The following is a 26,400-nucleotide window of genomic DNA, read 5'->3' as shown; positions in this document are numbered from 1 at the left end:
ATAAACTCTAGACGGCTTGCCACAACCGGCCCATCAGGCGGGCAACGGCTGCGCCTCAACCCGATCCCGGCCCGCTTGCTTGGCCGCATACACTGCCGAATCCGCGCGCAACAACAAGCCATCCACACCGTCATCGACTCGCCAACTGGCCACGCCAAAACTGGCCGTCACTGTGCCTACGCCCTCCATCGGCGTACTGCGCAGCACTTCCCACAATTCAACCGCCAGGCTGTAGGCCTGAACGCCATCGGTGTTCGGACACAGCACCATGAACTCCTCGCCACCCAGGCGACAGAACACATCGCTGCGGCGCAAACGCTGGCTGATCCGCCGACACAGCTCCTGCAATACCCCATCTCCGGCGGCGTGCCCGTGCTGGTCATTGATGCGCTTGAAGTGATCGATGTCCAGCATGATCACGGCCAGCGCTCCCGACGTGCGCCGCACCCGGCTCATCTCGGACTTCAGCCGGTCCTGGAAGTAGCGGCGATTATGGATACCCGTCAATGAATCGGTGATCGACAGCGCCCGCAGTTCCTCCTCCACCCGCTTTAGATCGGAGATATCCGACACATAGCCATGCCATAGCGTACCGCCGCCGGGTAACTCTTCCGGCGTCGCCTCGCCACGGATCCAACGCAAGCCACGGCCTGGCAGTTGCACGCGATACTCTTCGCGCCAATGGCTCAATTGCAGCGCTGACAGGCGGATGGAGGCGCGGATACGTTCAGCATCGAGGGGATGAATACGCTCGAAGACTTGTTTGGCATCCTGTTGCAACAGCCCCGGATCGATTTCATAGATATCGCGCATACCGTCGCTGGCGTAGATAAACCGCCAGTTGTCGTTGGGCTCCAGGGTGAACTGGAAAATCCCGCCCGGCACATGGGCACTGAGCTTTTTCAGCAAGCGATCCCGCGCCGCCAGGGCCTCATAGGCGCGTTTCTGCTCGGTGACATCCAGGCAGATCGCCAGGTGTCCGATCCATAAGCCATGATCGTCAAGCAATGCCGTCGCCAGCATGTTCACGGTCAACTGGCTGCCGTCCTGGCGTACCAGCGTCCACTCCCGGGCCTCATGCAGGCTGTCAGCACCCTCCACCAACATCGCCTGGCCCGGCATGATCCGTTTGCCCAGCGCGAGGCTCAACTGCACGGCGCGGGTTTCCAGCTCCGGCGCCAGGTGCAGGCTTTCGAGGGTCATGTGACCGAGCACCTGCCCCGCCGGATAACCCAGCATCTGCTCGGCACCGGCATTGAAGGTGTTGATCACTCCCCGCAGATCCGTGGCAATGATTGCCACCTGGGTCGCGGCGTTGAGCACGCTGCGCAACTGGCCGTGGGCGCCGCGCAGCTCATACTCGCGCTGGTGTAATTGCGCAGTGCGCTGTTGTACCAGCCTCACCGCCCGCTGACGCTGGCTGACCAGTACATAGAGCAAGGCACTGAGCAACAGGCTGAGCAAGCAACCCATGGTCAGGATACTGATGACTGCGGAGTGATTGGCCTGGGCAAATACCTGGCTGGGGCGCAGGCTCAGGGCGTAGACATGATCACCCAGAGTCAGCCGGCGGATTGCCTCCAGGCTGCTATCGCCCACGGCGTTATTCGACTCATACAACACTCGCTGCTGATCATCGGAGGTATCGACAATCTGCATCACCAGATTGTCCCGCGCAGGCTTGGGCAAGCCGTCGGCCACCAATTGGCGCATGCTGATCACCGCCATGACGAAACCATAGGGTTCGTTGTAGGACATTTGCGCGGTGCCCGGTCGGCTGACGGGTGCTACCAGCAACACCCCCATGGTATACGCCGGCTCCACCCCCACCAGCGACATGGGTTGGGACACGGCGATGCTCCCGGAACGGTACGCCCGCTCGACGGTTGAGCGGCGCAGTGGCTGGGCCAGCAAGTCAAACCCCAGGGGCGAGCCGATCAGGCTTTGGGTCTGGCTATACAACACCGGCACATATTCGTCGCGCTCGCCCGCCGGCAAGAGCGTCCCGTTGTCGTTCAGCTCGCGAATGGAGAAAGGCGCGCCACGCTGGAGTGACACTTGTTGTTCGAACGCCTGGCGCTGATCGCGAAATATCCGTGGCGCCCAGGCATAGGCGCGCGCGCGCAAAAGCAACGGCTGGGCGAACCCATCGAACTCTTCGCGGGAAACAGTATGGGAATTGACGAAAAAACGCCGCAGGCTACCCAGACGCTGTTCCTGGTCTTCAAAACGCTCTTCCAGGCGGCTATAGCGTTCGTTGACCAACAACTGAAAACGCTGGCGGACCTCCTGCTGATGCAGATCGGCCGTGGCCAACGCCAGCACGGCGGTGAGTACCACGCCCACCAGCAAGACCACCGATGCCACCAGCCAAGCCGAGGCCTGTTCGCTGATAAAACCCAGTATTTTCGGGCGGACGGCTTGCAACGGCATAGGCAAAACTCGAAACACCAGCGTGCAGGGGCGCTACTTTGGCTAAGAGATTAGTTATAGCCATCGAGCCCACTTTTGACCAGCGCAAAAAAGCCGCGAGACCGGAAAAATCCAGGCCCGCGGCTTCAAGGTCGATCAGCGTGCGGTGATTTTCCAGGCCCGGTGGATTTTCGGGTTACGGGCAAAATCCGGATCGATGGTTTTATCGCTGATTTCCTCGACGGCATAGCGCTCGCCCAGGTTGTCTTCCAACTGGAACTTGCGGAAGTTGTTGGAGAAATACAGCACCCCGCCCGGCGCCAGACGGGCCATGGCCAGGTCGAGCAACTGCACGTGGTCACGCTGGACGTCGAACACGCCTTCCATGCGCTTGGAGTTGGAAAAGGTCGGCGGGTCGATGAAGATCAAGTCGAACTCATCACGGCTGGCTTCCAGCCAGGCCATCACATCACCCTGCTCCAGGCGGTTCTTGTCGGAGAAGCCATTGAGGGACAGGTTGCGGCGCGCCCAGTCCAGGTAGGTTTTCGACAAATCGACGCTGGTGGTGCTGCGCGCACCGCCCTTGGCCGCATGCACACTGGCAGTGGCGGTGTAGCAATACAGGTTGAGGAAGCGCTTGCCGGCGGCTTCTTTCTGGATGCGCATGCGCATCGGGCGGTGGTCGAGGAACAGCCCGGTGTCCAGGTAGTCGGTCAGGTTGACCAGCAGCTTCACCCCGCCTTCGCTGACTTCAGTGAACTTGCCCTGGGCGCTCTGACGCTCGTACTGCTTGGTACCGCTCTGGCGCTCGCGGCGCTTGACCACCACGCGGCTTTTGTCGATGTTCAGCGCCTGGGGAATCGCGGCCAGGGCATCGAACATGCGTGCCGAGGCCTTTTCCGGGTCGATGGACTTGGGCGCCACGTATTCCTGGACGTGCACCCAGTCGTGGTACAGGTCGATGGCCATGGAGTATTCCGGCATATCGGCGTCGTACACACGGTAGCAATCGACACCCTCGCGCTTGGCCCACTTGCCCAGCAACTTGAGGTTCTTTTGCAGGCGGTTGGCAAACATCTGCCCGCCTTCGCTCAAGCGCGCCTGCTCGACCACCGGAGCCGGTGCCGGCGCGGGTTTGATCGGGTTACCGTTCTTGTTGTACTGACGCTCTTGCGGCTCGGTCGGGGCCTGGTCGTAAGCGGCTTGCTCACGTTCGGCCTGACGCTGTTCCGGGGTACGGCGCTCGCCGGTCACGAACTGGTCCGGGTTGACCTTGATCAGCAGCAGCTTGCACGGCAACGCACCGTTCCAGAACGAATACTGCTTGTGGCTGCGGATCCCCATGCGCTTGCCCAGGTCAGGTGCGCCAGTAAATACCGCCGCCTCCCAGCCCATACACGCCTGGCGCAGACGCTCACCGAGGTTCTGGTAGAGATACAACAGGCTTGCTTCATCACCCAGGCGCTCGCCGTACGGCGGGTTGCAGATGACCAGGCCTTTCTGGTTCTGGTCCGGGCGCGGCTCGAAGGTGCCGACTTCGCCCTGGTAGATCTTGATCCAGTGGCTCAGGCCAGCGCGCTCGATGTTGTTGCGTGCGGGCTGGATCAAGCGTGGGTCTGCTTCGTAACCACGGATCCACAGTGGCGGTTTGTTCATGCCGATGGCCGCACGCTCGCTGGCTTCGGTGTGGAGCTTTTTCCACAGCGCCGGCACGTGACCGAGCCAGGCGGTGAAACCCCACTGCTCGCGATTGAGGTTGGGAGCCATGTCGGCTGCGATCATCGCGCCTTCCACCAGGAAGGTGCCGACGCCGCACATCGGGTCAGTCAAGGCGCCGTTTTCGGCGGCAATGCGCGGCCAGCCGGCACGAATCAGAATCGCCGCCGCGAGGTTTTCCTTCAACGGTGCCGCGCCCTGCTGCAGGCGGTAGCCGCGTTGGTGCAGGCTATGGCCGGACAGGTCGAGGGAAAGGATCGCTTCGCCACGGTCCAGACGCAGGTGAATGCGCAGGTCGGGGTTGATCTTGTCGATGGACGGGCGTTCGCCGGTCGGGGTGCGCAGCTTGTCGACAATCGCATCCTTGACCTTCAGCGCACCAAAGTGGGTGTTGTCGATGCCCGAGCCATGGCCGCTGAATTCCACCGCGAGGGTGCCATCAGGGACCATATGGTCTTGCCATTCGATATCCAGTACGCCGTGGTACAGGTCTTCGGCATCCTTCATCGGGAAGCGCTTGAGTACCAGCAATACACGGTTGGCCAGACGCGACCAGAGGCACAGGCGGTAGGCGGTTTCCATGTCGGCCATGCCGCGCACGGCCGAGGTGTGCTCGCGGGCATCTTCAAGGCCAAGCCCGACGGCTTCCTCGATCAGCAGGCCTTCGAGGCCCTTGGGGCAAGTGAGGAAGAGTTCGTAACGATCCGACATGGGCATTCCAGGCTTTTCAGCAATAAGTGAACGGGCGACGCATCGCACGTTCGGTTTTCAATCAAGCGCTTTTCTTGAAGAGCGCTCGCGTGGCACGAATGTGTGCCGTTCCACCCCGGCGTCCAGGCTTTATGGACCTTGATTGCCGGGGCAGATAGATAATTTTTGCAACAAAAGGAAATATTCCGACCCTTCGTCGAATAATAACCGACTACAGACGGCGGGTATTCTCACTAAAGGATTAAACCCATCCTCTATACAGGGCACATCATAGCTGGCTTTGCCCAAGAAAAGGGGCGAAAAACCATCCCAGCTTATGGCTATAGCATCGTTATCGTTACGTGCTTATGACAAAACGATCATTGAATCCATGTGACCTATTGGTTAGAACTCAACACAGGTTAGCGCCACAACGACGCTGACACATTGGCTCGCCACGCCGGCAGCGAGCCACACCAACGGCAGAAAAACTCTGCCCGGCCTCGGACGAGGCTGAAGGATATCAAGACAGTCAACAAGTGAGGGAAACACCCTATGAGAAGACTTAAGCGTGATCCGTTGGAAAGAGCATTTTTACGCGGATATCAGTATGGCGTTCATGGCAAATCCCGTGAGCTTTGCCCATTTACTCTACCGTCGGTACGCCAGGCCTGGATTAACGGGTGGCGCGAAGGACGCGGCGACAATTGGGACGGTATGACCGGCACTGCGGGGATCCACAGACTCAACGAACTTCACGCCGTCGGCTAATCAGGGCACTTAACTCCGACAACCACCTTGAAGAATGCAACAACTTAACCACGCACGCCCCATCCGGGCGGCGGGCTTCGGCCCAGGGGCTCCTTCGAGGAGCCCTTTTTTATGGCCTGGCGGCTTGCCGGCTCCTACGAAGGGCTCAGGATTTGGGCAAAGCCGCGATGGCGTCCACCGACTGGCGAATCAACGCCGGCCCCTTGTAGATAAACCCGGAATACAACTGCACCAGGCTGGCGCCCGCGGCGATTTTCTCGGCGGCGTGCTTGCCCTCGGTGATCCCGCCCACGGCGATGATCGGCAAACGCCCGGCCAACTCGGCCGCCAGCACCTTGACGATATGGGTGCTCTGGTCACGCACCGGTGCACCGGAAAGCCCACCGGCCTCGTCACCGTAGGCCAGGCCTTCAACGCCAGCACGGCTGAGGGTGGTGTTGGTGGCAATCACCGCGTCCATCCCCGAATCCACCAGGGCCTGAGCCACCAGCACGGTTTCTTCGTCGCTCATGTCCGGCGCGATCTTGATCGCCAACGGCACACGCTTGCCATGGCGTACCGCCAGGTCTTCCTGGCGCTGGCGCAGGGCCTCGAGCAACTGCTTGAGGGAGTCGCCAAACTGCAGGCTGCGCAGGCCCGGGGTATTGGGCGAGCTGACGTTGACGGTCACATAGCTGGCATGGGCGTAAACCTTGTCCAGGCAGGTCAGGTAGTCATCCACCGCACGTTCCACCGGGGTATCGAAGTTCTTGCCGATATTGATCCCGAGGATGCCCTTGTACTTGGCGGCCTGCACCCGAGACAGCAGATGGTCAACGCCCAGGTTGTTGAAGCCCATGCGATTGATGATCGCCTCGGCTTCCGGCAGGCGGAAAATGCGCGGCTTGGGATTACCCGGCTGTGGGCGCGGTGTAACCGTTCCGATCTCGACAAAACCGAACCCCAGTTGCGCAAAGCCGTCGATGGCCGCGCCGTTCTTGTCCAGGCCAGCGGCCAGGCCGACCGGGTTGGGGAAGTCGAGCCCCATCACCGAGACCGGCATTTTCGCCGGCGCCTTGCACACCAGGCCATTGAGCCCCAGGCGGCCGCCCGCGCCGATCAGGTCCAGGGACAGATCGTGGGAAGTTTCCGGGGAAAGTTTGAACAACAGCTGGCGGGCCAGGGTATACATGGGCGGGCTTGACTCGGATGGCGGCGAAAGGTGGCGGCGATTATAGCCGGGGTGGCGGATGCGCGCGAGGCATGGCACACCGCCGGTCGATCATCCCTTGCCCGCGGCCATCAACTCTTCGTAACGCGCCCAGATCTTGCGCGCATAGCGCAGGCGTAACTCATCACGCTCGGGCCCGGCCCCAGGCCCGGCGTTATAGGCGCCCACGGCGGTCCAGTTGTAGCCAAACTGCTTGATAAAGGCGGCGAGGATCGATGCCCCCACCTCCACCGACAGGCAAGGCTCATCCAACAACCGCTGCTCGGTGATCCCCTGTTTAAGCAGGCGCGGCAGATGAATGCTGTTGATTTGCATCAGGCCAATATCGCGAGTGCCATTGTTGTTGCTGTGGTTCATGGCTTCGGCGCGGTAGCCGGACTCTACAGCGGCAATCGCCTGCAACAGTTCTGGCTCGATATCGTACTGACGGGCGGCCTCGGCCCAGCAGTACGCCTGGGCCTTGCCCGCCCCACCCAGGCTCAACAACAACAGTCCCAACCGGCAGGCGCGCTTCATACCCGCTCACCACACCATCCACAGGCCGGGCAAGCACCCAGTTGCGCTCCCACCACCTGCGCCAGGCCAGAGCGCGTGACCACCCGCGCCCGGCCATTGAAGCGATAGCCGCGACCATACACCGTCGTAATCAGCGCACGGTCGCCCTCCAGTTGTTTGCGCAACGAGTAGATGCAGCGGGTCAGGGATTCTTCGGCAACGTCGATATCCGGCCAGACTTGCTCCAGCAGGCAATCCTTGGTGACCAGCACGCCAGGCGTGGCCAGCAACAGGCGCAACACGTGACTCTCCTTGGGCGGCAACTGAATGTCGCGACCTTCGGTGGTCAGCCGCCCATCCTCCTGCAACGTCCAACGCCCAAAGACGAGGGACGCCGTCATCAAGCCCTCAACTGCAACAACCATTCAAACCTCTGTACCTGTCTGCGGGTATTCACGGCGCCTGGGTATTGCGTCGCGCACCGTCTGGGAGATAGCGCGACTATAGAAACCCATCATCAATTTCACGTTAGGAAAAAGCCCACTGCGTCGAAGTTTTGCGGGAGTTTTGCGTAGGAACTTTCGAAGCCTGGCACTACTGCTCGCCTACCCGGGCAAACGCGCGCCGTACACGTTCGTACTGATCGGCGCTCAGAGGTGTCGAGGCGCCCTGCCCCTGGGCAAACTGGGGCACATCCAACTGCGCCACCCGCGCCCTGATCAGCCTTAATTGCTGCTCACTGCCCCTGATCAACAGGCTGTTGATCTGCGGATACGCAATTACGGTGATGCCGGTGCGCGCCTTGCCATCTAGTTCGGCGAGCTGTTTCTCGATAAGCGTGGCGATACCCGGCACGGTGATTGTCTGCGAGCCCCTGTCGTACTGGCGGTCTGCGACGTCGGCGTTGAGCACTTGGATGACCCCGACTCTTTGCACGTCCTCACGGCGCGCTGGGCGCGGGCGGTCCATCAACTGCGCCAGGCGCATGACGTGATCGACATAATTGGCGGGCCCCGACACATAAAACAAACGAGGGCCGGCCTTGCGAAGGGGGTAGCGCGCCTCGTCGAGCCCCGTGCGCCCCATGACGTCGCGCAGCCGGTCGACGGTCATATGTCGCAAGGTCACCCCGGAACTCTTGGCCTCGCCGGCATCGTAGAGATGCAGCACCTGGCCGTCGCTGTACCATATCAATTGCTGCTGCAACGCCACTGCCTCCAGGACGGCTTGTGCATTGGCAAAATCAAACTGCCCGCTGATACGTTTGCCCGCCGCCAGCTTGCTGACCACGATGGGCTGGCCGAGGGGCACCGCCAGCCGGTTGAAGAAGCCTTGCAGGCTTTCGTCCCACGCCAGATAGGACTCGCCCATCGCAGGCAACGCATTGAGCATCAGCAGCCCGCCCAGCAGCCAGCGCTGCAAAAGGCCATGGACGGTCGCAGGGATAAATCGAGCAAGGAACACGCTGGGTTTCCTGGGTGGTGTGCATGAAGGAGCGCCATAGTGAAAGGCCCCCACGGCGCAATCTTGATGAAAGCCTGACGGCCTACCCCATGCCGCACGTCGTGGCATGTGCCTTGCTTTACCTTGCCTAGGGCAGCCCGCGCCAATGACGGAACGGGCTCAAGGACAAAGGCGTCGTTACCCGCAGGTGGCTTGCAAGGCACCCTACGGAACGACGCCTTTTTTCACACAGAAGGTAGGTGTTGATGAGTGATCAGGTCGGCTACAGCCAGGCAACCAATCCCTTGGCCTGGGTCAACGGCAGCGATGCCCCGGAAAAGAGCAGCCTCGACCTGGGCTTCATGGCCTTGAGCGATTGCGCCTCGCTGGTGGTCGCGGCGACGCAGGGGTTCGCCCAACCCTATGGCCTGACATTGAACCTCAAGCGCCAATCGTCGTGGGCCGGGCTGCGGGACAAGCTGGTCAGTGGCGAACTGGACGCCGCCCACAGCCTGTACGGCCTGATCTATGCGGTACACCTGGGCATCGGCGGCGTCGCGCCGACCGACATGGCGGTACTGATGGGCCTGAACCAGAACGGCCAAGGCATCAACCTGTCCCAGGGCCTGAGACAACAGGGCGTGACCAGTCCTGAGGCACTGGAGCGCAAGGTGCACCAAAGCCGGACAAAACTCACCTTCGCCCAGACGTTTCCTACCGGCACCCATGCCATGTGGTTGTATTACTGGCTCGCCAGCCAGGGCATTCACCCGCTGCGGGATGTCGAGAGTGTGGTGGTCCCGCCGCCGCAAATGGTCGCGCATCTACAAGCCGGACGAATCGACGGCCTGTGCGTCGGCGAACCCTGGTGCGCCAGCGCGGTGCAACAGAACCAGGGCTTCACCCTTGCCACCAGCCAGGCGATCTGGCCGGACCACCCGGAAAAGGTCCTGGGCTGCACCCAGGCGTTTGTCGAGCAATACCCCAACACTGCACGCGTGCTGGTGATGGCGGTTCTGGAAGCCAGCCGTTTTATCGACAGCAGCCTCGAAAACCGTCGCTCCACCGCACAACTGCTCAGCGCCAGGGATTACCTGGACGCCCCGCTCGAGTGCATCGAGCCACGGCTGCTGGGCATCTATGACGACGGCCTGGGTAACCACTGGCAAGACGCGCACGCGCTGCGCTTTCATGGCGATGGCGAGGTCAACCTGCCGTACCTGTCCGATGGCATGTGGTTCATGACCCAATTCCGCCGCTGGGGCCTGCTGCGTGAAGACCCCGACTACCACGCCGTTGCCCGTCAGGTGCAGCAACTGGATCTCTATCGCCAAGCCGCAAGCGCAGTGGGCGTGGCAACCACGAACGAAGAAATGCGCAGCAGCCAATTGATCGACGGCAAGGTCTGGGACGGCTCCGACCCGGCCGGTTATGCCCGCAGTTTCCGCCTGCATGCCATGGCCGACGATGTCGTCCGCCACGCCTTGCGCTGACGGGAGGCCACCCATGTTGCGAATCCTGCTGATCAATGACACCCCGCGCAAAGTCGGGCGCCTCAAGAGCGCACTGACCGAGGCCGGTTTTGAAGTGATCGATGAGTCGGGCCTGACCATCGACCTGCCGGCACGCGTCGAAACGGTGCGCCCGGATGTGATTCTGATCGATACCGAATCACCCGGCCGCGATGTGATGGAGCAGGTGGTGCTGGTCAGCCGCGACCAGCCGCGGCCCATCGTGATGTTTACCGACGAACATGACCCCGGCGTGATGCGCCAGGCCATCAAGTCCGGGGTCAGTGCCTATATCGTCGAAGGCATCCAGGCCCAGCGCCTGCAACCGATCCTCGATGTCGCCATGGCGCGCTTCGAGAGCGACCAGGCCCTGCGAGCACAGCTGCTGGCCCGCGACCAGCAGTTGGCGGAACGCAAGCGCATCGAGCTGGCCAAAGGCTTGCTGATGAAAATGAAGGACTGCAATGAGGAACAGGCCTACACCCTGATGCGCCGCCAGGCCATGAGCCGCCAGCAAAAGCTGATCCAGGTGGCGGAGCAGATTATTGCCATGAGTGAGTTGTTGGGCTGAGATAACGGCACCTACAAAACCGCCATTGGTATCGACACACCTTTCACACACTGGCGCCCCCCCCTGTGGCGAGCGGGCTTGCCCCGCGCTGGGCTGCGAAGCAGCCCCAAAATCAGTCACCTCGGACTATCTGATAAAACATTGTGATCTTGTTGGGGCTGCTTCGCAGCCCAGCGCGGGGCAAGCCCGCTCGCCACAACAGCCCTGTCTGCCAGGATTTATGCGTTGCGGCAAAATTGTGTAGAGATCGACGCCGCGATGGCGGTGTCACGGTTGGCGCAAGACTTGCTATGTAAACACCACAGGTAGCCAACGGCGGTTGCCCCTCCACGACAAAGACGTCGCACATCCGGTTTGCCCAGGCGAACCCGGTGGCGGCGTTTTTTCGTTTTGGTGGGGCGGCCTTCGCGGGTCGTTCCATCACCAGGCCTTCTACAAGATCCCCAATCTGAGGTGCGTGATGAAATCAAGCTTCTGGAAATCCGGGCACACCCCGACCTTGTTTGCCGCGTTCCTGTATTTCGACCTGAGTTTCATGGTCTGGTACCTGTTGGGCCCGCTGGCGGTGCAGATCGCTGCCGACCTGCAACTGACCACCCAGCAACGCGGGCTGATGGTCGCCACGCCGATCCTGGCGGGGGCGATCCTGCGCTTTTTGATGGGCATGTTGGCGGACAAATTGTCGCCCAAGACCGCCGGGCTGATTGGTCAGGTGATCGTGATTGTGGCGCTGTTCTTCGCCTGGAAACTGGGGATCCACAGTTATGAACAGGCGCTGCTGCTGGGGCTTTTCCTCGGTATGGCCGGGGCATCCTTTGCTGTTGCCCTGCCGCTGGCGTCCCAGTGGTACCCCGCCGAACACCAGGGCAAGGCCATGGGCATCGCCGGAGCCGGCAACTCCGGCACCGTGTTCGCGGCCCTGTTGGCCCCGCTGATTGCCGCCGCATTTGGCTGGAGCAATGTATTCGGCTTTGCCCTGATCCCGTTGATCCTGACCCTGATCGTCTTTGCCTGGCTGGCGCGCAACGCCCCCGAACGGCCAAAAGCCAAATCCATGGCCGACTATTTCAAGGCCTTGGGCGATCGCGACAGTTGGTGGTTCATGTTCTTCTACAGCGTGACCTTCGGTGGCTTTATCGGCCTGGCCAGCGCCCTGCCCGGCTACTTCAATGACCAATATGGCTTGAGCCCGGTCACCGCCGGCTACTACACCGCCGCCTGCGTGTTCGGCGGCAGCCTGATGCGGCCTCTGGGCGGCGCCCTGGCTGACCGTTTCGGCGGGATCCGCACCCTGTTGGGCATGTACGGCGTGGCAGCCGTGTGCATTGCCGCAGTGGGTTTCAACCTGCCCAGCTCCTACGCTGCACTGGCCCTGTTCGTCTGCACCATGCTGGGCTTGGGTGCCGGTAACGGTGCGGTATTCCAGCTGGTACCCCAGCGCTTTCGCCGGGAGATCGGTGTGATGACCGGGTTGATCGGCATGGCCGGCGGCATCGGCGGCTTCGCCCTGGCAGCGGGCATGGGTGCGATCAAGCAAAGCACCGGCAGCTACCAGTTGGCGCTGTGGCTGTTCGCCAGCCTGGGTGTGCTGGCGTGGTTCGGCCTGTATGGCGTGAAACGGCGCTGGAGGACCACCTGGGGTTCGGCTGCCGTCACCGCAGCGCGGGTCTGATGAGCCTGCAGCTGAGTTTTGCCCAGGCCAGCGCCATCGGGCCACGGGAGGAAAACCAGGACGCCTTGCGCCTGGTTACCCCGGCCCCGGAACTGGCCGCCAGCAAAGGCTACCTGTGTGCTATCGCCGACGGCGTCAGCCAGTGCGCCGATGGCGGCCTGGCCGCGCGTTCGACCTTACAGGCCCTGGCCCTGGACTACTACGCCACGCCGCAAACCTGGGGCGTGGCCCAGGCCCTGGACCGGCTGTTGCTCGCGCAAAATCGCTGGTTGCAGGCCAATGGCGGCGGCCAGCCGCTGTTGACCACCCTCAGCGCCCTGGTGTTTCGCGGCCAGCGCTTTACCCTGGCCCATGTCGGTGACTGCCGGGTGTATCGCTGGTTCGACGGTGAGTTGCAGCGCATCAGTCAAGAACATGTCTGGGAGCAACCGGGCATGCAGCATGTGCTCAAGCGCGCCCTGGGCCTGGATCAGCATCTGGTGGTGGATTTTCTCGACGGTGAACTGCGCCAGGGCGAATGTTTCCTGCTACTCAGCGATGGTGTGTGGTCGACCCTGGCCGACCACAGCATCCGTGCGATCCTGCGCGAACAGGCCGACCTGGACCTGGCTGTAAATACGCTGGTCAACGCCGCACACCTGGCGGGCAGCCAGGACAATGCCAGCGCCCTGCTGGTGCGCATCGACCAACTCGGCGCCGCAACCCTGGGCGATGCGCTGGTGCAGTTGCAGCAGTGGCCATTGCCGCCGCCGTTGAAGGCCGGGCAATCCTTTGAAGGCTGGCAGGTGGAGAGCGTGCTGGCGCACAGTCGCCAATCGTTGCTGTACCGGGTGCGCGATAAACAGCAGCAACCCTGGCTGCTGAAAACCCTGGCCCCTGGGCGCGACGATGACCACGACGCCGCCCAAGCCCTGCTCTCAGAGGAGTGGTTTCTGCGCCGAGTGGCCGGAAGGGCATTTCCTGAAGTCCATCCGGCCGGCGAGCGTCAGCATTTGTACTACGTGATGCGTGAATACAGCGGGCAGACCCTGGCCGAACTGTTCCAGCAGCACGGCCCACTGCCACTGGCACAGTGGCAGTGCATCGCCGAGCGCTTGCTGCGGGCGGTGGGCATGTTGCATCGCCGGCAGATCCTGCACCGCGACATCAAGCCGGAAAACCTGCTGCTGGGGGATGACGGCGAATTGCGGGTGCTGGATTTTGGCCTGGCCTATTGCCCAGGGTTATCCGAGGATCGCGCTCACCTGCTACCGGGCACCCCCAGCTTTATCGCGCCCGAAGCCTTTAGCGGCGAACGTCCGACACCGCAGCAGGATTTGTACAGCGTCGGCGTAAGCCTGTATTACCTGCTGACGGGGCACTATCCCTACGGTGAAATCGAAGCGTTCCAGCGACCCCGCTTCAATACACCGGTCAACGCCAACCGTTATCGACCGGACTTGCCCGACTGGTTGCAGCAAAGCCTGGGACGCTCGGTGGCGGCACAAGCGGATCACCGCTACGAAACCGCCGAAGAATGGTTGCTGGTCCTGGAACAGGCCGAGCGCCGCGAACTGAGCCTGCGCCCCCGGCCACTGCTGGAGCGCGAGCCACTCAAGGTCTGGCAAACCCTGGCGCTGGTGTCGCTGCTGATCAATCTGCTGTTGCTGTATCTGTTATCCCTGTAACCCTGTGGCAACAGCGGCCCAGTTGTGGGCATAGCGCCTTTAAATGGTGCAAAAACTCCCTGTGGCATCCGCCAAAACCCCAGTAAATCCGGCTTTTCACGACTTGGCACAACCACTGCATTAACCTCTGCAACACCCCCACATACACCCCACCCTTCAACGACGAAGGTGGGGCTTTCCCGAGAGAACGGGACCAGGACAAAGGCGTCCTCGCTAGGCAACTAGCGGGGCGCCTTTTTTGTTTGCGCGTGATTTGTCGAGCCACTGCGGAGAACGACATGAAGAAACTCAAACTGGTGATGATCGGCAACGGCATGGCCGGGGTTCGCACCCTTGAAGAACTGCTGAAACTGAGCCATGAGCTGTATGACATCACGGTCTTTGGCGCCGAGCCCCACACCAATTACAACCGCATCCTGCTGTCGCCGGTGCTGGCAGGAGAGCAGACGTTCGAAGAGATCGTGCTCAACGACCTGGACTGGTACCTGCAAAACAACATCAAGCTGCTGCTCAACCGCAAGGTGGTGCAGATCGACCGGGTCAAACGCAAAGTCATCGCCGAAGACGGTACCGAGGCCGAGTACGATCGCCTGCTGATCGCCACCGGCTCAACCCCATTTATCCTGCCGATTCCCGGCAATACCTTGCAGGGCGTGATTGGCTACCGCGACATTGCCGACACCCAAGCCATGATCGACACCGCCAAGACCCACAAGCATGCCGTGGTCATCGGTGGCGGCCTGCTCGGCCTGGAAGCGGCCAATGGCCTGATGCTGCGCGGCATGCACGTCACCGTGGTGCATCTCGGCGAATGGCTGCTGGAGCGGCAACTGGACAAGACCAGCGGCCAGTTGCTGCAAACCGAACTGGAAAGCCGTGGCCTGGTGTTTCGCCTGTGCGAACAGACCCAGGCTCTGCATGACGCCGGCAATGGCCGCGTGGGCTCGGTGCAGTTCAAAAATGGCGACGTGATTCCCGCCGACTTGGTGGTGATGGCCGCCGGTATCCGCCCTAGCACCGAACTGGCGGAAAAGTCCGGCATCCCGTGCAACCGTGGGATCCTGGTCAACGACACCATGCAAACCTACGACCCACGCATCTATGCCATCGGTGAGTGCGCCAGCCATCGCGGGATTGCCTACGGCCTGGTGGCGCCGCTGTTCGAGCAGGCCAAAGTCTGCGCCAACCATCTGGCCCAGTTGGGCTTCGCCACCTACAAAGGCTCGGTGACCTCGACCAAACTGAAAGTCACCGGCATCGACCTGTTTTCTGCCGGCGACTTCATGGGCGGCGAAGGCACCGAGACCATCACCCTTTCCGACCCAATCGGCGGCGTCTACAAGAAGCTGGTGATCAAGGACGATATATTGGTCGGCGCCTGCCTGTACGGCGATACCGCCGATGGGGGTTGGTATTTCCGGCAGATCCGTGAGAACCATGGCATCAGCGAGATCCGCGATCACCTGATGTTCGGTGAAAATGCCCTCGGTGATGTCGGCCATCAGGGCCAGGACAAAGCCATGAGCATGGCCGACAACGCCGAAGTCTGCGGCTGTAACGGCGTGTGCAAGGGCACCATCGTCAAGGCGATTCAGGAACAGGGCCTGTTCAGCGTCGATGAGGTAAAAAAGCACACCAAGGCCGCCAGTTCCTGCGGTTCCTGCGCCGGGCTGGTGGAGCAGATCCTGATCAACACCGTGGGCGGCGCTGCCGACGTCAAGCCAAAAAGCGAAAAAGCCATCTGCGGCTGCAGCGATCTGAACCACGGGCAAATCCGTCAGGCGATCCGCGATCAGCACCTGCTGACCATCGCCGACACCATGAGCTACCTGAACTGGCGCACGCCCAACGGCTGTGCCACTTGCCGTCCGGCGTTGAACTACTACCTGATTTCCACCTGGCCGGGGGAAGCCAAGGACGATCCGCAATCGCGCCTGATCAACGAACGGGCCCACGCCAACATTCAGAAAGACGGCACCTACTCAGTAGTCCCGCGGATGTGGGGCGGAGTGACCAATCCTTCCGAACTGCGCCGGATTGCCGATGTGGCCGACAAATACAACGTGCCGATGGTCAAGGTCACTGGCGGCCAGCGCATCGACCTGCTGGGCATCAAGAAGCAGGACCTGCCCGGTGTCTGGAAAGACCTCGATATGCCGTCCGGGCACGCCTACGGCAAATCCATCCGTACCGTGAAGACCTGCGTCGGCAGCGAGTTCTGCCGCTTCGGCACGCAGAACTCCACGCAACTGGGGATCGAGCTGGAGCATGACCTGTTCAATATGTGGTCTCCCCACAAGGTCAAGCTGGCGGTCTCCGGGTGCCCGCGCAACTGCTCGGAAGCCGGGATCAAGGACGTGGGAATTATCGGCGTCGACTCAGGCTGGGAGATGTATATCGGCGGCAATGGCGGAATCAAGACCGAGGTCGCGGAGTTCTTCGTCAAGCTCAAGACGGCCGAGGAGGTACGCGAATACAACGGCGCCTTCCTGCAGTTGTACCGCGAAGAAGCCTTCTATCTGGAACGCACCGTGCATTACCTGCAGCGGGTCGGCATGGACCATATCAAGAAGGCCGTGCTGGAAGACCCGGCACAGCGCAAGGCCCTGAACGAGCGCCTGCAGTTCTCCCTGTCGTTTGAACAGGACCCGTGGAAAGAGCGCCTGGAGCAGCCGTTGCTGAAGAAGGAATTCGACACCATCGCCGTCAAACAGCTGGAGGTAGTGGTATGAACTGGCTGGATATCTGCGCCCTCGAAGAAATCAACACCTTGGGCTCGCGCATCATCAGTGGCCCGAAAGGTGAAATCGCGATTTTTCGTACCAGTGACGACGAAGTTTTCGCCCTCGACGACCGCTGCCCGCACAAAGGTGGGCCGTTGTCCCAGGGGCTGATCTATGGCAAACGCGTGGCGTGCCCGCTGCACAACTGGCAGATCGACCTGGCATCCGGCGAAGCCCAGGCCCCGGATATCGGTTGCGCCCATCATCACCACGCCCGGGTTGAAAACGGTCGGGTGATGCTGGCCCTGCGGGACGCCGGTTGATGAACCGCCAGGTCACCGCATCGACCTGCTGCTACTGCGGGGTCGGCTGCGGCGTGCTGATCGAGCATGATGGCGCGCAGATCCTCGGGGTCAGCGGCGACCCGACGCATCCCGCCAATTTCGGCAAATTGTGCAGCAAGGGTTCCAGCCTGCACCTGACCGGCGATCTGACGGCGCGGGCGTTGTACCCGGAGTTGCGTCTGGGCAAAGAGCTGGCCCGCGCCCGCACTGACTGGGACACCGCCCTGGAACACGCGGCCAATGTATTTGCCGACACCATCGCCGAGCACGGCCCCGACAGCGTGGCGTTCTATATCTCCGGGCAACTGCTGACCGAGGACTACTACAGCTTCAACAAACTCGCACGGGCCCTGGTGGGCACCAACAATATCGATAGCAATTCCAGGCTGTGCATGTCCTCGGCAGTGGTCGGCTACAAGCGCAGCCTGGGTGCCGATGCACCTCCATGCAGCTATGAGGACCTGGAGGCCAGCGATTGCGTGATGATCGTCGGCAGTAATATGGCCTACGCCCATCCGGTACTGTTTCGCCGGCTGGAAGAGGCCAAGGCGCGCCGGCCGGATATGAAAGTGGTGGTCATTGATCCACGGCGCACCGATACCTGCGATTTGGCGGATATGCACCTGGCGATTCTGCCGGGTACTGACGTCGCCTTGTTCCATGGGATTTTGCATCTACTGCTGTGGGAAGACTGGATCGATCGGGACTTTATCCAGGCTCATACCGATGGTTTGGTCGAACTCAAACGCCTGGTCCACGACTACACGCCGCAGATGGTCACGCAACTGTGCGGGATCAGCGTCGAGCAACTGCGCCAGTGCGCACAGTGGGTCGGCACCTCGCAGAGCTTTCTGTCGCTGTGGTGCATGGGGCTCAACCAGTCCAGCGCCGGCAGCGCGAAAAACAGCGCGTTGATCAACCTGCACCTGGCCACCGGCACCATTGGCCGCCCAGGTTGCGGGCCGTTTTCCCTGACCGGCCAGCCCAACGCCATGGGCGGCCGGGAAACCGGCAGCCTGTCGAACCTGCTGCCGGGCCATCGCGACGCCAACAACCCCGAGCACCGCGCACAAGTGGCCGCCTACTGGGGGGTTGAACAACTGCCATCGAGCACCGGCTTGACTGCCATCGAACTGTTCGAGCAGGTCCAGGCTGGCAAGATCAAGGCACTGTGGATCGCCTGCACCAACCCTGCACAATCGTTGCCGGACCAGAACAGCGTGCGCCAGGCTCTCGCTGCGTGCCCATTCGTGGTGTTGCAGGAAGCCTTCCGCACCACCGAAACCGCCGCCTTCGCCGATCTGTTGCTGCCAGCCGCCAGTTGGGGCGAGAAAGAAGGCACCGTGACCAACTCCGAGCGCCGCATTTCCCACGTCCGCCAAGCCATTGCCCCACCAGGTGAGGCGCGGGCCGACTGGGCGATCACCGTGGATTTCGCGCAGCGCCTGGAACAACGTTTGCGGCCCGGCCTGCCGAGCCTGTTCGCTCTTGCGCACCCGGCGCAGATTTTTGATGAGTTCAAGCAACTGACTCGCGGCCAGGATCTGGACCTATCAGGTATCAGCCATGCCCTGCTGGATCGGATCGGCCCACAGCAGTGGCCGTTTCCCGCAGCAGCGCAGACCGGTACGCCACGGCTTTACACCGACGGCATCTTCCCGACCGACAGTGGCCGCGCGCACTTTATCGCCGAGCCTTATCGCGGCGCTAAAGAACAACGTGACGCACGCTTTCCACTGACCCTGATCACCGGCCGCTTGCGCGACCAATGGCACGGCATGAGCCGCACAGGAACAGCAGCGCAACTGTTTGGCCACGTCAGCGAGGCATTGCTCAGCCTGCACCCGGACGAACTACGCCGGCATCGCTTCAAGGACGGCGATCTGGTCAGCCTGAAGAGCCGCCGTGGCCAGGTGATTGTCGCGGTGACCAGTGATGACAGCGTGCGCCCCGGCCAGGCATTCCTGCCCATGCATTGGGGGGATCGCTTCCTCAAGGGCGGGGTCAATGCGCTGACTCAGCCGGCATTCGATCCCTTATCGAAACAACCCGAGCTCAAGCACAGCGGTGTGCGCCTGGAAGCAGTGCAATTGCCTTGGCAGCTGTTTGCGCTGATCGAAGGTGACGTCCAGCAGCACTTCGAGGCGTTGCGCCCGCTTTGTGAGTGCTTTGCCTACGTCAGCCTGAGTTTGACCGGGCGTGAACGGCCGGCGCTGCTGCTGCGTGCTGCCCATACCGAGGCGCCGGACCTGCTGTTGCTTAAAAACATCGACCAACTGTTGGGCCTTAATGACGGCCCGGTCATGGCCTATGACGACCCACGGCGCTCTATCGGCAAACGGGTAAAAATCGAGAAAGGCCGGATTACCGCAATCCGCCTGGCCGGCGAAACCCTGGCCCGCCACTGGCTGCAAAGCCTGTGGCTGGAAGGCCGTACCGATGAGCAACTGCGGCGCTGGCTGCTGGCACCTCTCAGCGCGCCGCCCGGTGGTGGAAGTACCAGCAATAGGATTCTCTGCAACTGCAAGAACGTCAGTGAAAACGCGATATGTGCAGGCATCAGTCGCGGCCTGGACCTGGATGGACTGAAGCAAGAACTGGGCTGCGGTACGCAATGTGGCTCCTGCGTCCCCGAAATCAAACGGCTTTTGGCGAACACTTCGCAGCCAATCGCTATCAGTGTGTGAGGGCAATGAATATGAGTGCAAAAGTCTGGCTGGTGGGCGCAGGCCCGGGTGATCCGGAGTTGTTGACCCTCAAGGCGGTGCGGGCCCTGCACGAGGCGGATGTGGTGTTGATTGATGACTTGGTCAACCCGGCGGTGCTTGAGCATTGCCCCGGTACACGGGTGATTACCGTCGGCAAACGTGGTGGTTGCCGTTCCACGCCCCAGGATTTTATTCATCGCCTGATGCTGCGTTACGCGCGCCAAGGCAAATGTGTGGTGCGCCTCAAGGGCGGTGATCCGTGCATTTTTGGACGGGGCGGCGAGGAAGCTACATGGCTCAGGGATCGCGGCGTGAGTGTGGAGTTGGTCAATGGCATTACGGCTGGGCTGGCGGGTGCGACAAATTGCGATATACCGCTGACACTGCGCGGGATCAGTCGCGGCGTCACACTGGTCACGGCCCATACCCAGGACGACAGCAGGCTCAATTGGCGGGCTTTGGCCGACGGGGGCACGACGCTAGTGATCTACATGGGCGTGGCGAAACTTTCAGAAATTGCCCAGCAACTGCTGGAGGGTGGCATGGCTTCGAATATGCCGGTGGCGATGATCGAGAACGCCTCAATGCCTCAGCAGCGTGAATGCCGCAGCTCCCTGGCGTGCATGCAGGATGATGCCAAGGCGTTTGCCTTGAAGAGCCCGGCTATCCTGGTGATCGGTGCAGTGGCGGCCACCGCCGTGGAAGCAGCGTTGCTGGCCAGCGCCTGAAGCAAATTCCAGGCGAAAAAAAGCCCGGCCTAAGCCGGGCTTTTTTCTACCACTCAGTAATTACTGAGCTTGTGCTTCAACCGATGCTTCTACGCGACGGTTAACAGCACGACCAGCTTCAGTTGCGTTGTCAGCAACTGGGCGGGACTCGCCGTAACCTACGGAGGTGATACGGCTAGGAGCTACGCCATCTTTAACCAGAACTTGCTTAACAGCGTCAGCACGACGCTGGGACAGCTTCTGGTTGTAAGCGTCTGGACCGACGGAGTCAGTGTGACCAGCAACTTCTACGTTGGTAGCTGGGTACTGAGCCATGAAGTCGGCCAGGTTTTTCACGTCGCCGTAGCTGTTAGGCTTAACAACGGCCTTGTCGAAGTCGAACTTCACGTCCAGCTCAACACGAACAACCTGAGCAACCGGAGCTTCTGGCTCTGGAACTGGCTCTGGAGCTGGTGCTGGGGTAGGAGCTGGAGCTGCTGCGCCAGCGTTACCGCCGAAGTTTACGCCCAGGCCGACCAGTGCGGAGTAGTCCCACTTGCCGTTGTCCAGACCGTAGTCAGCTTCAACACCGGCACGAGCGTACAGGTTGTTGGTGAAGTAGTACTTAACGCCGGTACCGACGGTAGCGAAGGTAGTCTGATCGCGACCAGTGTGGCCATCAGCACGTACGTTGCCACGGCTCTGGTGACCGAAACCACCTTCTACGTATGGACGCAGGGAGTCGACGCCAGCTTGACCGAAGTGGTATTGGGCAACGAGGCTGCCGGTATCACCTTTGATCTTCTGGTTGCCAGTACCGTCAGTCGAACGGGTGTGGTTGGTCTTGTCGTAGGACAAGTTCAAGGACAGGTCGTCGGTCAGGAAGTAACCGATGCGAGCGCCAGGATTGAAGCCGTCTTCGATGTGCTTGACGCTATCGTTGTACTGCTTCTTGTAGAACAGCTCGCCTTCAACTGCGCCTTGGCCTTGTGCCAGAACGCCGAAAGAAGTAGCGGCAATAAGAGAACCAATGGCCAAGCCCAAGGTGTTTTTCAGTTTCATCCGTTAAATCCCCATCTGGTGATTGTAAAGCAGTCCCACATACCGGGGGACAACTCGGCGACAAGTCTAACAGAACTTGCCTACACGTAAGAGATATTTGCACCGAACTAAGTTTCAGTACCGCCCGCAAATTTCTCACGTAATTTATCAAGAGCACGTTTGTAACGCATTTTTGTAGCACTCAAACCCATATGCATAATGTCAGCGATTTCTTGAAATTCCAGTTCTGCGACAAATCGTAGCACCAGAATTTCGCGGTCAATCGGGTTCACATGCACCAGCCAGCGATCAAGTCCGCCCTTCTCCTCGGGTGCCGGCGCCTTTTCTTCAGACGCTTCCTCAAGGGGGTCCAGACTCAAGGCGTCCATCAAGCGACGCTTTCGCCGTTCCTTACGATACTGCGTGATGCACTCGTTGTACGTGATGCTGTAGAGCCAGGTTTTGAACTTCGATTTACCCTCGAAGTTCTTCAGGCCATACAACACCTTGAGCATCACTTCCTGACAGACATCATCCGCATCACGATCGTTCCCTAAATATCTTGAACAAACGTTGAACAGAGTGCGTTGATACCTGCGCATCAATTCTTCGTACGCGCGTGTTACGTGAAACAGCTCCGTGTGCGAGCGCGCGACCAACTCCTCATCAGAGAGCTCACGGGGGTCATAGCGCGTGGACAGCGTTTGGGCTTTATTCAAAACAAGTCGTGCCGACAGTCAGGTCAATGTCCGCCACATCCTGGATACCCAGGTTTGCGGCGGCGTACATTAGCAGGGTTTACCGGGTTAGCGGCTACTCACCTGCTGTTCAAGCAGAACCCGATTGGACAGCGACACTAGTTCGCCATCATCGGTCAGCAGTGTAGTTTTCACCGTGCCGATCTCTTCAATCTGCCCTTCGACCTCGCCAACACGCACGTGTTGCCCCACTTGATACAACTCACGCACATAGATTCCCGCAAGAATCTGACCAGCAATTCCTCTGCTTCCCAGGCCCATTGCCAATGCAACGGCCAGACCAACGGTAATCAAAACGATCACAATCACATGGTTGAGCAGGTCTGTCTTGACCTCCAACTGGCTGATCGCCACCGAAATACTGATGATGATCACCAGCCCTTGGGCAATTCGCCCCAGGCCGCCTGCGTAGTCCAGACCTACACCTTCAGCGGCGCCGCGCACCAGGCCATTGGCCAGTTGCGCCAGCAAAACACCGACCAACAACACCAGCGCGCCGCCGAATACTTTCGGCAAATACAGCGCCAGCATGTCGAGCGTAGCTGAAACTCGCTCAAGTCCAAGGGATTGTGCGGCAGAAACCAGAAAAATCAGCAAAACAAACCAGTAGACGATCTTGCCGATCAGTGTCGAGATCGGCACTTGCAGCCCCGCGCGCCCCAGCAACTTGGTCAAACCAGTGCCGGCCATCAAGCGATCCAGGCCCAGCTTGGCGAGCAATTTGGAGAGCAGGGTGTCGAGCAGCTTGGCCACGACAAAACCCAGCAGCACCAGCACCAGCGCACCAAACAGGTTGGGAATGAAGTTCGCCACCTTGGTCCACAACGCAGTCATTGCAGTGACCAGACTCTGCGTCCAGAGATCAAGTTCCATATTCAATCAGCCTTATCAGCAGTGCGAGCAATAGGTTTACGACGAGAAACAGGTGAAACGTGGGCCGAACCGTTGTTCAACGCCATCATCAGTGCCGGCAACCAGCGGCCGAGCAGACCAAACAGGTCGCCCGCACCTACCTGGCGGTTGGCGGTTTTCAGTACGCGGCCCAGGCAAGCATCGTCGTCACGGTTGGACGGCGAAGCGTTAAGCATGTCACGCAAAGACTGTTCAAACGGATCGTGCATAGGGACCTCTGGCAAGTGATTTAAAAGACGAGGGCAAAATTGGCCGGGTCACATGACCTTGCTCGCCATTCAGGTCACGTTCAGGTCAAACCCAGCGTAAACGTCGAAACAACCACCACTGCCCAAGGGCCACCGAGACCATCAACATGCAGGCAATCGCGAAGCCATAGGGGCTCTCTGAAAACGGAATCCCCCCTACGTTGATCCCCAGCAACCCGGTCAGAAAACTCATCGGCAAAAAGATCCCGGTGATGATCCCGAAGCGGTACATGGTGCGGTTCATACGCACGCTCAAACGCCTATCCTCGGCCTCCAGCACCAGCCCCACGCGCTCCCGGCTCAATTCCAGCTCTTCCAGGTAACGGGTCAGACTGTTATTCAATTCATTCCAATAGTCGGCATCGTCATCGACGAACCAAGGCAATTTTATACGGGTCAGTTGCGCGAAAATATCGCGCTGGGGTGCCAGGAACCGTTTGAGCGCGGCGGCACGCCGACGGATCTGTAGGACACTGCCATGCTCCGGGGTATACCGTTCGTCGGTATCCAGTTTTTCTTCTTCGATATCGACGATTTCAGACAGGTCGCTGACCAGATCCTGCACTTTATGGGTCAGGTACTGCGCCATGTACAGGATCAGTTCGGAAGCAGTCCTGGGACCTTTTCCATCCGCCAACTGCACCAGCAACTCGTCGGTGGCGCGCAAGGGTCGCAGACGCAGGGAGATGACCCGCGCAGCCGAGGCGAAAATACGCACCGACACCATGTCTTCCGGTTCTGCCCCCGGGTTGAGGTTGATCCCCCGCAGAAACAGCAGCAACTCGTCGTCCGGCAACGGCAACAACCGTGGCCGGGTGTTTTCCTCCAGCAGCAGGTCGCAGGCGAACTCGCTCAGGCCGCTGGATTTGCGCAACCAGGTCTGGGTCTGGGGATGGCTGCGATCCCAATGCAGCCACAGGCTTTCCTGGGGCTGCAATTGCAGGTCGTCAAGCTCAGTCCGGGCAATCGAACGCGCACCGCCTTTACCGTCCAGCACCAGGGCATGTACCAGCCCCCACTGCGCGTTTTCTTCCTCGAACATCCTCACCCCTGTCGACTACTGCAGTTATTCAGGCATTTTCAGCGGGCTGGGCGAAACAATCACGCCATTGTTATCGGCATAGATATATTCGCCCGGGCGCAATGTCACACCGGCAAAGGTCACAGTGACACCCACGTCGCCCACACCCTGGCGATTGCTCTTCTTCGGGTGGCTGGCCAAGGCCTGCACGCCCAGGTCGGTCTGGGCGAGGACATCCACATCACGCACACAGCCGTAGATCACCAACCCTTCCCAGCCATTCTTTGCGGCTCGATCAGCGATCATATCGCCCAGCAAGGCGCAGCGCAGCGAACCACCGCCGTCGACCACCAGCACTTTGCCAGTGCCATCCAGCTCTGCCTGCTCCTTGACCCGGGAGTTGTCCTCATAGCACTTGACGGTCACGATCTGGCCACCGAAGGAGTCCCGGCCCCCAAAGTTGGCGAACATCGGCTCCAGCACCTGTACCAGGTCCGGGTAGGCGTCACACAGGTCGGGGGTAACGTAATGGTTCATCGAAAAACTCCTGTCGGTGAAAGAAGGTGTCGAACATCCACAGCTACATCAAGAAAACGCATCGCAACGGGCATTCTTTAAGACCTGCCGCTGCAAGGGCGACAATGATCAGACTCGCCAGACTGTAACGCAATAGCCACTGCGCGACTGAATATGACCAGAATGGCCCGGTGCGTCATATCTTAGCCGCAAGCAATCTCCAGCGGAACGCCCTCTTTAGAGCCTTTTCTCAAACAGTCGCAGGCACCTGCGCCTGTGCACCCGGCAAAGGTGTCAGGGGATCTTTCAGCCAACGTTGCACCAATGGCCACACTTCGGCCTGCGCCGCCTTGCTGACCAGCATCTCCACATGCCCGAAATCACCGCTGAACCCTTGCTTGCGCCCCAAGCACAGGTATTGGCGGTGCTCGCTGCCCACTTGGTCAAACAGCTTGCGGCAGGCCCAGTCCGGATCTTGATGATCGCCCGCGGCACTTACCGCCAGAAGCGGCACATCGACCTCAGCCAAGCCTTTCCACCAGTCGCGCTCGGAATCGCCAAAACGCCCGAACAAACCGTGCCAGCGCATGCTTTCCAAGGCCAGGCCGATGGGCTCGTCTTCCGGGCCACGCTTGAGTCGCGAACCGGAAAGTTGGGCAAAGCGCTTCAAGATCAAGCGCCCACCCCACTCCACCGGCGGAATCTTCAACGGCCAGTAAGTGCGGCTGACCTGGCAGCCAAACAGCGCCACCGACGCCACCGCCGGCGCGCCCAGATACTGACCGCCCAAGGCGGCCGCCAAAGTCGTGCCACCCAACGAATGGCCGATCCAGTGCGGGATCTGCGCACTTTGCTCCCGCACAAAGGCGGCAATGGCTGGCAGATCGTAACGAGCATAGTCGGCGACACGATTCTTGGCGTAGTCCTGGTTACGCCGGGAAAGCCCGTGGCCACGCATTTCCGGGATCCACACATCAAAACCCTGGCGCGCCAGATACGCACCCAGGCCGATGCCTTTGGGCGAATACCAGAAACGGCGATTGGAAAAGCTGCCGTGTACCAGCACCACCGGCACACCACGATTTTGCTCGACATCGGCCAGGCCCAGGCGCGTCACCGCCAGCTCTACGGTGCTGTCGGGGCTGTTGCCAGGCTTGAGGCGGTAGACATCTTCACTCAGGTCGCCACGACGCTCAGCGCTGAGCAAGGCGACGGGAAACAGGTTGCTGCTGCTTTGCATAATGTTCTTGCACAAAAAAGGGCG

The 26,400-nt window shown here is 60.6% G+C and carries 22 protein-coding genes; 9 read left to right on the top strand and 13 right to left on the bottom strand.

All coding sequences use genetic code 11. The features are described 5' to 3' along the window. Positions 1-33: 33 nt before the first annotated feature. Both HBO09_RS09705 and rlmKL read right to left on the bottom strand, forming a co-directional pair. Positions 34-2,433: a GGDEF domain-containing protein gene (locus HBO09_RS09705; RefSeq protein WP_169992605.1), complete on the bottom strand. Its 2,400-nt coding sequence runs from the start codon at positions 2,431-2,433 to the stop codon at positions 34-36. Positions 2,434-2,568: 135 nt separating this feature from the next. Next, on the bottom strand, positions 2,569-4,839 hold the full coding sequence (rlmKL, locus tag HBO09_RS09700; RefSeq protein WP_057439518.1) for a bifunctional 23S rRNA (guanine(2069)-N(7))-methyltransferase RlmK/23S rRNA (guanine(2445)-N(2))-methyltransferase RlmL: 2,271 nt from the start codon (positions 4,837-4,839) through the stop codon (positions 2,569-2,571). Positions 4,840-5,373: 534 nt separating this feature from the next. Here rlmKL and HBO09_RS09695 point away from each other — a divergent pair. Next, positions 5,374-5,589 (top strand): ribosome modulation factor, encoded by a 216-nt coding sequence (locus HBO09_RS09695; protein WP_002553055.1) that lies wholly within the window; start codon positions 5,374-5,376, stop codon positions 5,587-5,589. A gap of 145 nt (positions 5,590-5,734) precedes the next feature. Here the strand turns inward: HBO09_RS09695 and HBO09_RS09690 are convergent, their stop codons facing one another. The 4 genes from HBO09_RS09690 to HBO09_RS29180 all read right to left on the bottom strand — a co-directional run bounded on the left by HBO09_RS09690 (position 5,735) and on the right by HBO09_RS29180 (position 8,758). Further along, positions 5,735-6,760 (bottom strand): quinone-dependent dihydroorotate dehydrogenase, encoded by a 1,026-nt coding sequence (locus HBO09_RS09690; RefSeq protein ID WP_169992608.1) that lies wholly within the window; start codon positions 6,758-6,760, stop codon positions 5,735-5,737. A 90-nt stretch (positions 6,761-6,850) separates the two neighbouring features. After that, positions 6,851-7,315, bottom strand: a complete 465-nt coding sequence (locus HBO09_RS09685; RefSeq protein ID WP_169992611.1) for a transglycosylase SLT domain-containing protein — start codon at positions 7,313-7,315, stop codon at positions 6,851-6,853. Then, a complete protein-coding gene (locus HBO09_RS09680; protein WP_262381210.1) occupies positions 7,312-7,695 on the bottom strand; it encodes a winged helix-turn-helix domain-containing protein in 384 nt (127 codons plus the stop codon). The genes HBO09_RS09685 and HBO09_RS09680 overlap by 4 nt, the downstream gene beginning before the upstream one ends. A 193-nt stretch (positions 7,696-7,888) precedes the next feature. Beyond that, the gene (locus HBO09_RS29180; RefSeq protein WP_346266428.1) at positions 7,889-8,758 is read right to left on the bottom strand and encodes a secretin N-terminal domain-containing protein; all 870 of its coding nucleotides are present in this window, start codon (positions 8,756-8,758) and stop codon (positions 7,889-7,891) included. 245 nt (positions 8,759-9,003) lie between these two features. Between HBO09_RS29180 and HBO09_RS09670 the strand changes: the two genes are divergently transcribed. The 8 genes from HBO09_RS09670 (at position 9,004) to cobA (ending at position 20,661) form a co-directional block, all read left to right on the top strand. Then, a complete protein-coding gene (locus tag HBO09_RS09670) occupies positions 9,004-10,230 on the top strand; it encodes a CmpA/NrtA family ABC transporter substrate-binding protein (protein WP_169992617.1) in 1,227 nt (408 codons plus the stop codon). A 13-nt stretch (positions 10,231-10,243) separates the two neighbouring features. Continuing rightward, positions 10,244-10,819 carry an ANTAR domain-containing protein gene (locus HBO09_RS09665; RefSeq protein WP_038442299.1) on the top strand — a complete coding sequence of 192 codons (576 nt, stop codon included), beginning with the start codon at positions 10,244-10,246 and terminating at the stop codon, positions 10,817-10,819. A 460-nt stretch (positions 10,820-11,279) separates the two neighbouring features. Continuing rightward, positions 11,280-12,491 (top strand): nitrate/nitrite transporter, encoded by a 1,212-nt coding sequence (locus HBO09_RS09660; protein ID WP_032863378.1) that lies wholly within the window; start codon positions 11,280-11,282, stop codon positions 12,489-12,491. Next, a complete protein-coding gene (locus tag HBO09_RS09655) occupies positions 12,491-14,158 on the top strand; it encodes a bifunctional protein-serine/threonine kinase/phosphatase (RefSeq protein ID WP_169992620.1) in 1,668 nt (555 codons plus the stop codon). The genes HBO09_RS09660 and HBO09_RS09655 overlap by 1 nt, the downstream gene beginning before the upstream one ends. A 278-nt stretch (positions 14,159-14,436) precedes the next feature. Beyond that, on the top strand, positions 14,437-16,890 hold the full coding sequence (gene nirB, locus HBO09_RS09650; RefSeq protein WP_169992622.1) for a nitrite reductase large subunit NirB: 2,454 nt from the start codon (positions 14,437-14,439) through the stop codon (positions 16,888-16,890). After that, positions 16,887-17,204, top strand: coding sequence for a nitrite reductase small subunit NirD (gene nirD / locus HBO09_RS09645; RefSeq protein ID WP_169992624.1), 318 nt, complete (start codon positions 16,887-16,889; stop codon positions 17,202-17,204). Before nirB ends, nirD begins: the two co-directional genes overlap by 4 nt. After that, a complete protein-coding gene (locus tag HBO09_RS09640; protein ID WP_169992627.1) occupies positions 17,204-19,912 on the top strand; it encodes a nitrate reductase in 2,709 nt (902 codons plus the stop codon). Before nirD ends, HBO09_RS09640 begins: the two co-directional genes overlap by 1 nt. 11 nt (positions 19,913-19,923) lie before the next feature. After that, positions 19,924-20,661: a uroporphyrinogen-III C-methyltransferase gene (gene cobA / locus HBO09_RS09635; protein WP_169992629.1), complete on the top strand. Its 738-nt coding sequence runs from the start codon at positions 19,924-19,926 to the stop codon at positions 20,659-20,661. Positions 20,662-20,721: 60 nt separating this feature from the next. On the opposite strand, the gene HBO09_RS09630 is transcribed toward cobA, so the two are convergent. The 7 genes from HBO09_RS09630 to HBO09_RS09600 all read right to left on the bottom strand — a co-directional run bounded on the left by HBO09_RS09630 (position 20,722) and on the right by HBO09_RS09600 (position 26,376). Beyond that, the gene (locus tag HBO09_RS09630; protein ID WP_057444927.1) at positions 20,722-21,702 is read right to left on the bottom strand and encodes an OmpA family protein; all 981 of its coding nucleotides are present in this window, start codon (positions 21,700-21,702) and stop codon (positions 20,722-20,724) included. A gap of 107 nt (positions 21,703-21,809) precedes the next feature. Beyond that, positions 21,810-22,400 (bottom strand): RNA polymerase sigma factor SigX, encoded by a 591-nt coding sequence (gene sigX, locus HBO09_RS09625; protein WP_169992632.1) that lies wholly within the window; start codon positions 22,398-22,400, stop codon positions 21,810-21,812. 87 nt (positions 22,401-22,487) lie between these two features. Beyond that, positions 22,488-23,312 (bottom strand): mechanosensitive ion channel domain-containing protein, encoded by an 825-nt coding sequence (locus tag HBO09_RS09620; RefSeq protein ID WP_169992634.1) that lies wholly within the window; start codon positions 23,310-23,312, stop codon positions 22,488-22,490. A gap of 2 nt (positions 23,313-23,314) precedes the next feature. After that, positions 23,315-23,560 carry a hypothetical protein gene (locus HBO09_RS09615; protein WP_029298275.1) on the bottom strand — a complete coding sequence of 82 codons (246 nt, stop codon included), beginning with the start codon at positions 23,558-23,560 and terminating at the stop codon, positions 23,315-23,317. A gap of 85 nt (positions 23,561-23,645) precedes the next feature. Further along, positions 23,646-24,641 (bottom strand): zinc transporter ZntB, encoded by a 996-nt coding sequence (locus HBO09_RS09610; RefSeq protein ID WP_169992636.1) that lies wholly within the window; start codon positions 24,639-24,641, stop codon positions 23,646-23,648. Positions 24,642-24,665: 24 nt separating this feature from the next. Then, positions 24,666-25,157: a ribonuclease E activity regulator RraA gene (gene rraA / locus HBO09_RS09605; protein WP_169992638.1), complete on the bottom strand. Its 492-nt coding sequence runs from the start codon at positions 25,155-25,157 to the stop codon at positions 24,666-24,668. Between the two features lie 229 nt (positions 25,158-25,386). Continuing rightward, positions 25,387-26,376, bottom strand: coding sequence for an alpha/beta fold hydrolase (locus tag HBO09_RS09600; protein ID WP_169992640.1), 990 nt, complete (start codon positions 26,374-26,376; stop codon positions 25,387-25,389). Positions 26,377-26,400: the final 24 nt, after the last annotated feature.

This window comes from Pseudomonas sp. WS 5027 (genome assembly GCF_012985695.1).
GTDB classification, from domain to species: Bacteria; Pseudomonadota; Gammaproteobacteria; order Pseudomonadales; family Pseudomonadaceae; genus Aquipseudomonas; species Aquipseudomonas hygromyciniae.
The sequence above is the reverse complement of the archived record's forward strand: the minus strand, read 5'-3'. Positions and strand labels throughout refer to the sequence as shown.

Coding starts and splice junctions, on each gene's coding strand:
- HBO09_RS09705 (WP_169992605.1), bottom strand. CDS start 2,433: ATGCCGTTGCAAGCCGTCCGCCCGAAAATACTGGGTTTTATCAGCGAA.
- rlmKL (WP_057439518.1), bottom strand. CDS start 4,839: ATGTCGGATCGTTACGAACTCTTCCTCACTTGCCCCAAGGGCCTCGAA.
- HBO09_RS09695 (WP_002553055.1), top strand. CDS start 5,374: ATGAGAAGACTTAAGCGTGATCCGTTGGAAAGAGCATTTTTACGCGGA.
- HBO09_RS09690 (WP_169992608.1), bottom strand. CDS start 6,760: ATGTATACCCTGGCCCGCCAGCTGTTGTTCAAACTTTCCCCGGAAACT.
- HBO09_RS09685 (WP_169992611.1), bottom strand. CDS start 7,315: ATGAAGCGCGCCTGCCGGTTGGGACTGTTGTTGTTGAGCCTGGGTGGG.
- HBO09_RS09680 (WP_262381210.1), bottom strand. CDS start 7,695: ATGACGGCGTCCCTCGTCTTTGGGCGTTGGACGTTGCAGGAGGATGGG.
- HBO09_RS09670 (WP_169992617.1), top strand. CDS start 9,004: ATGAGTGATCAGGTCGGCTACAGCCAGGCAACCAATCCCTTGGCCTGG.
- HBO09_RS09665 (WP_038442299.1), top strand. CDS start 10,244: ATGTTGCGAATCCTGCTGATCAATGACACCCCGCGCAAAGTCGGGCGC.
- HBO09_RS09660 (WP_032863378.1), top strand. CDS start 11,280: ATGAAATCAAGCTTCTGGAAATCCGGGCACACCCCGACCTTGTTTGCC.
- HBO09_RS09655 (WP_169992620.1), top strand. CDS start 12,491: ATGAGCCTGCAGCTGAGTTTTGCCCAGGCCAGCGCCATCGGGCCACGG.
- nirB (WP_169992622.1), top strand. CDS start 14,437: ATGAAGAAACTCAAACTGGTGATGATCGGCAACGGCATGGCCGGGGTT.
- nirD (WP_169992624.1), top strand. CDS start 16,887: ATGAACTGGCTGGATATCTGCGCCCTCGAAGAAATCAACACCTTGGGC.
- HBO09_RS09640 (WP_169992627.1), top strand. CDS start 17,204: ATGAACCGCCAGGTCACCGCATCGACCTGCTGCTACTGCGGGGTCGGC.
- cobA (WP_169992629.1), top strand. CDS start 19,924: ATGAGTGCAAAAGTCTGGCTGGTGGGCGCAGGCCCGGGTGATCCGGAG.
- HBO09_RS09630 (WP_057444927.1), bottom strand. CDS start 21,702: ATGAAACTGAAAAACACCTTGGGCTTGGCCATTGGTTCTCTTATTGCC.
- HBO09_RS09620 (WP_169992634.1), bottom strand. CDS start 23,312: ATGGAACTTGATCTCTGGACGCAGAGTCTGGTCACTGCAATGACTGCG.
- HBO09_RS09615 (WP_029298275.1), bottom strand. CDS start 23,560: ATGCACGATCCGTTTGAACAGTCTTTGCGTGACATGCTTAACGCTTCG.
- HBO09_RS09610 (WP_169992636.1), bottom strand. CDS start 24,641: ATGTTCGAGGAAGAAAACGCGCAGTGGGGGCTGGTACATGCCCTGGTG.
- rraA (WP_169992638.1), bottom strand. CDS start 25,157: ATGAACCATTACGTTACCCCCGACCTGTGTGACGCCTACCCGGACCTG.
- HBO09_RS09600 (WP_169992640.1), bottom strand. CDS start 26,376: ATGCAAAGCAGCAGCAACCTGTTTCCCGTCGCCTTGCTCAGCGCTGAG.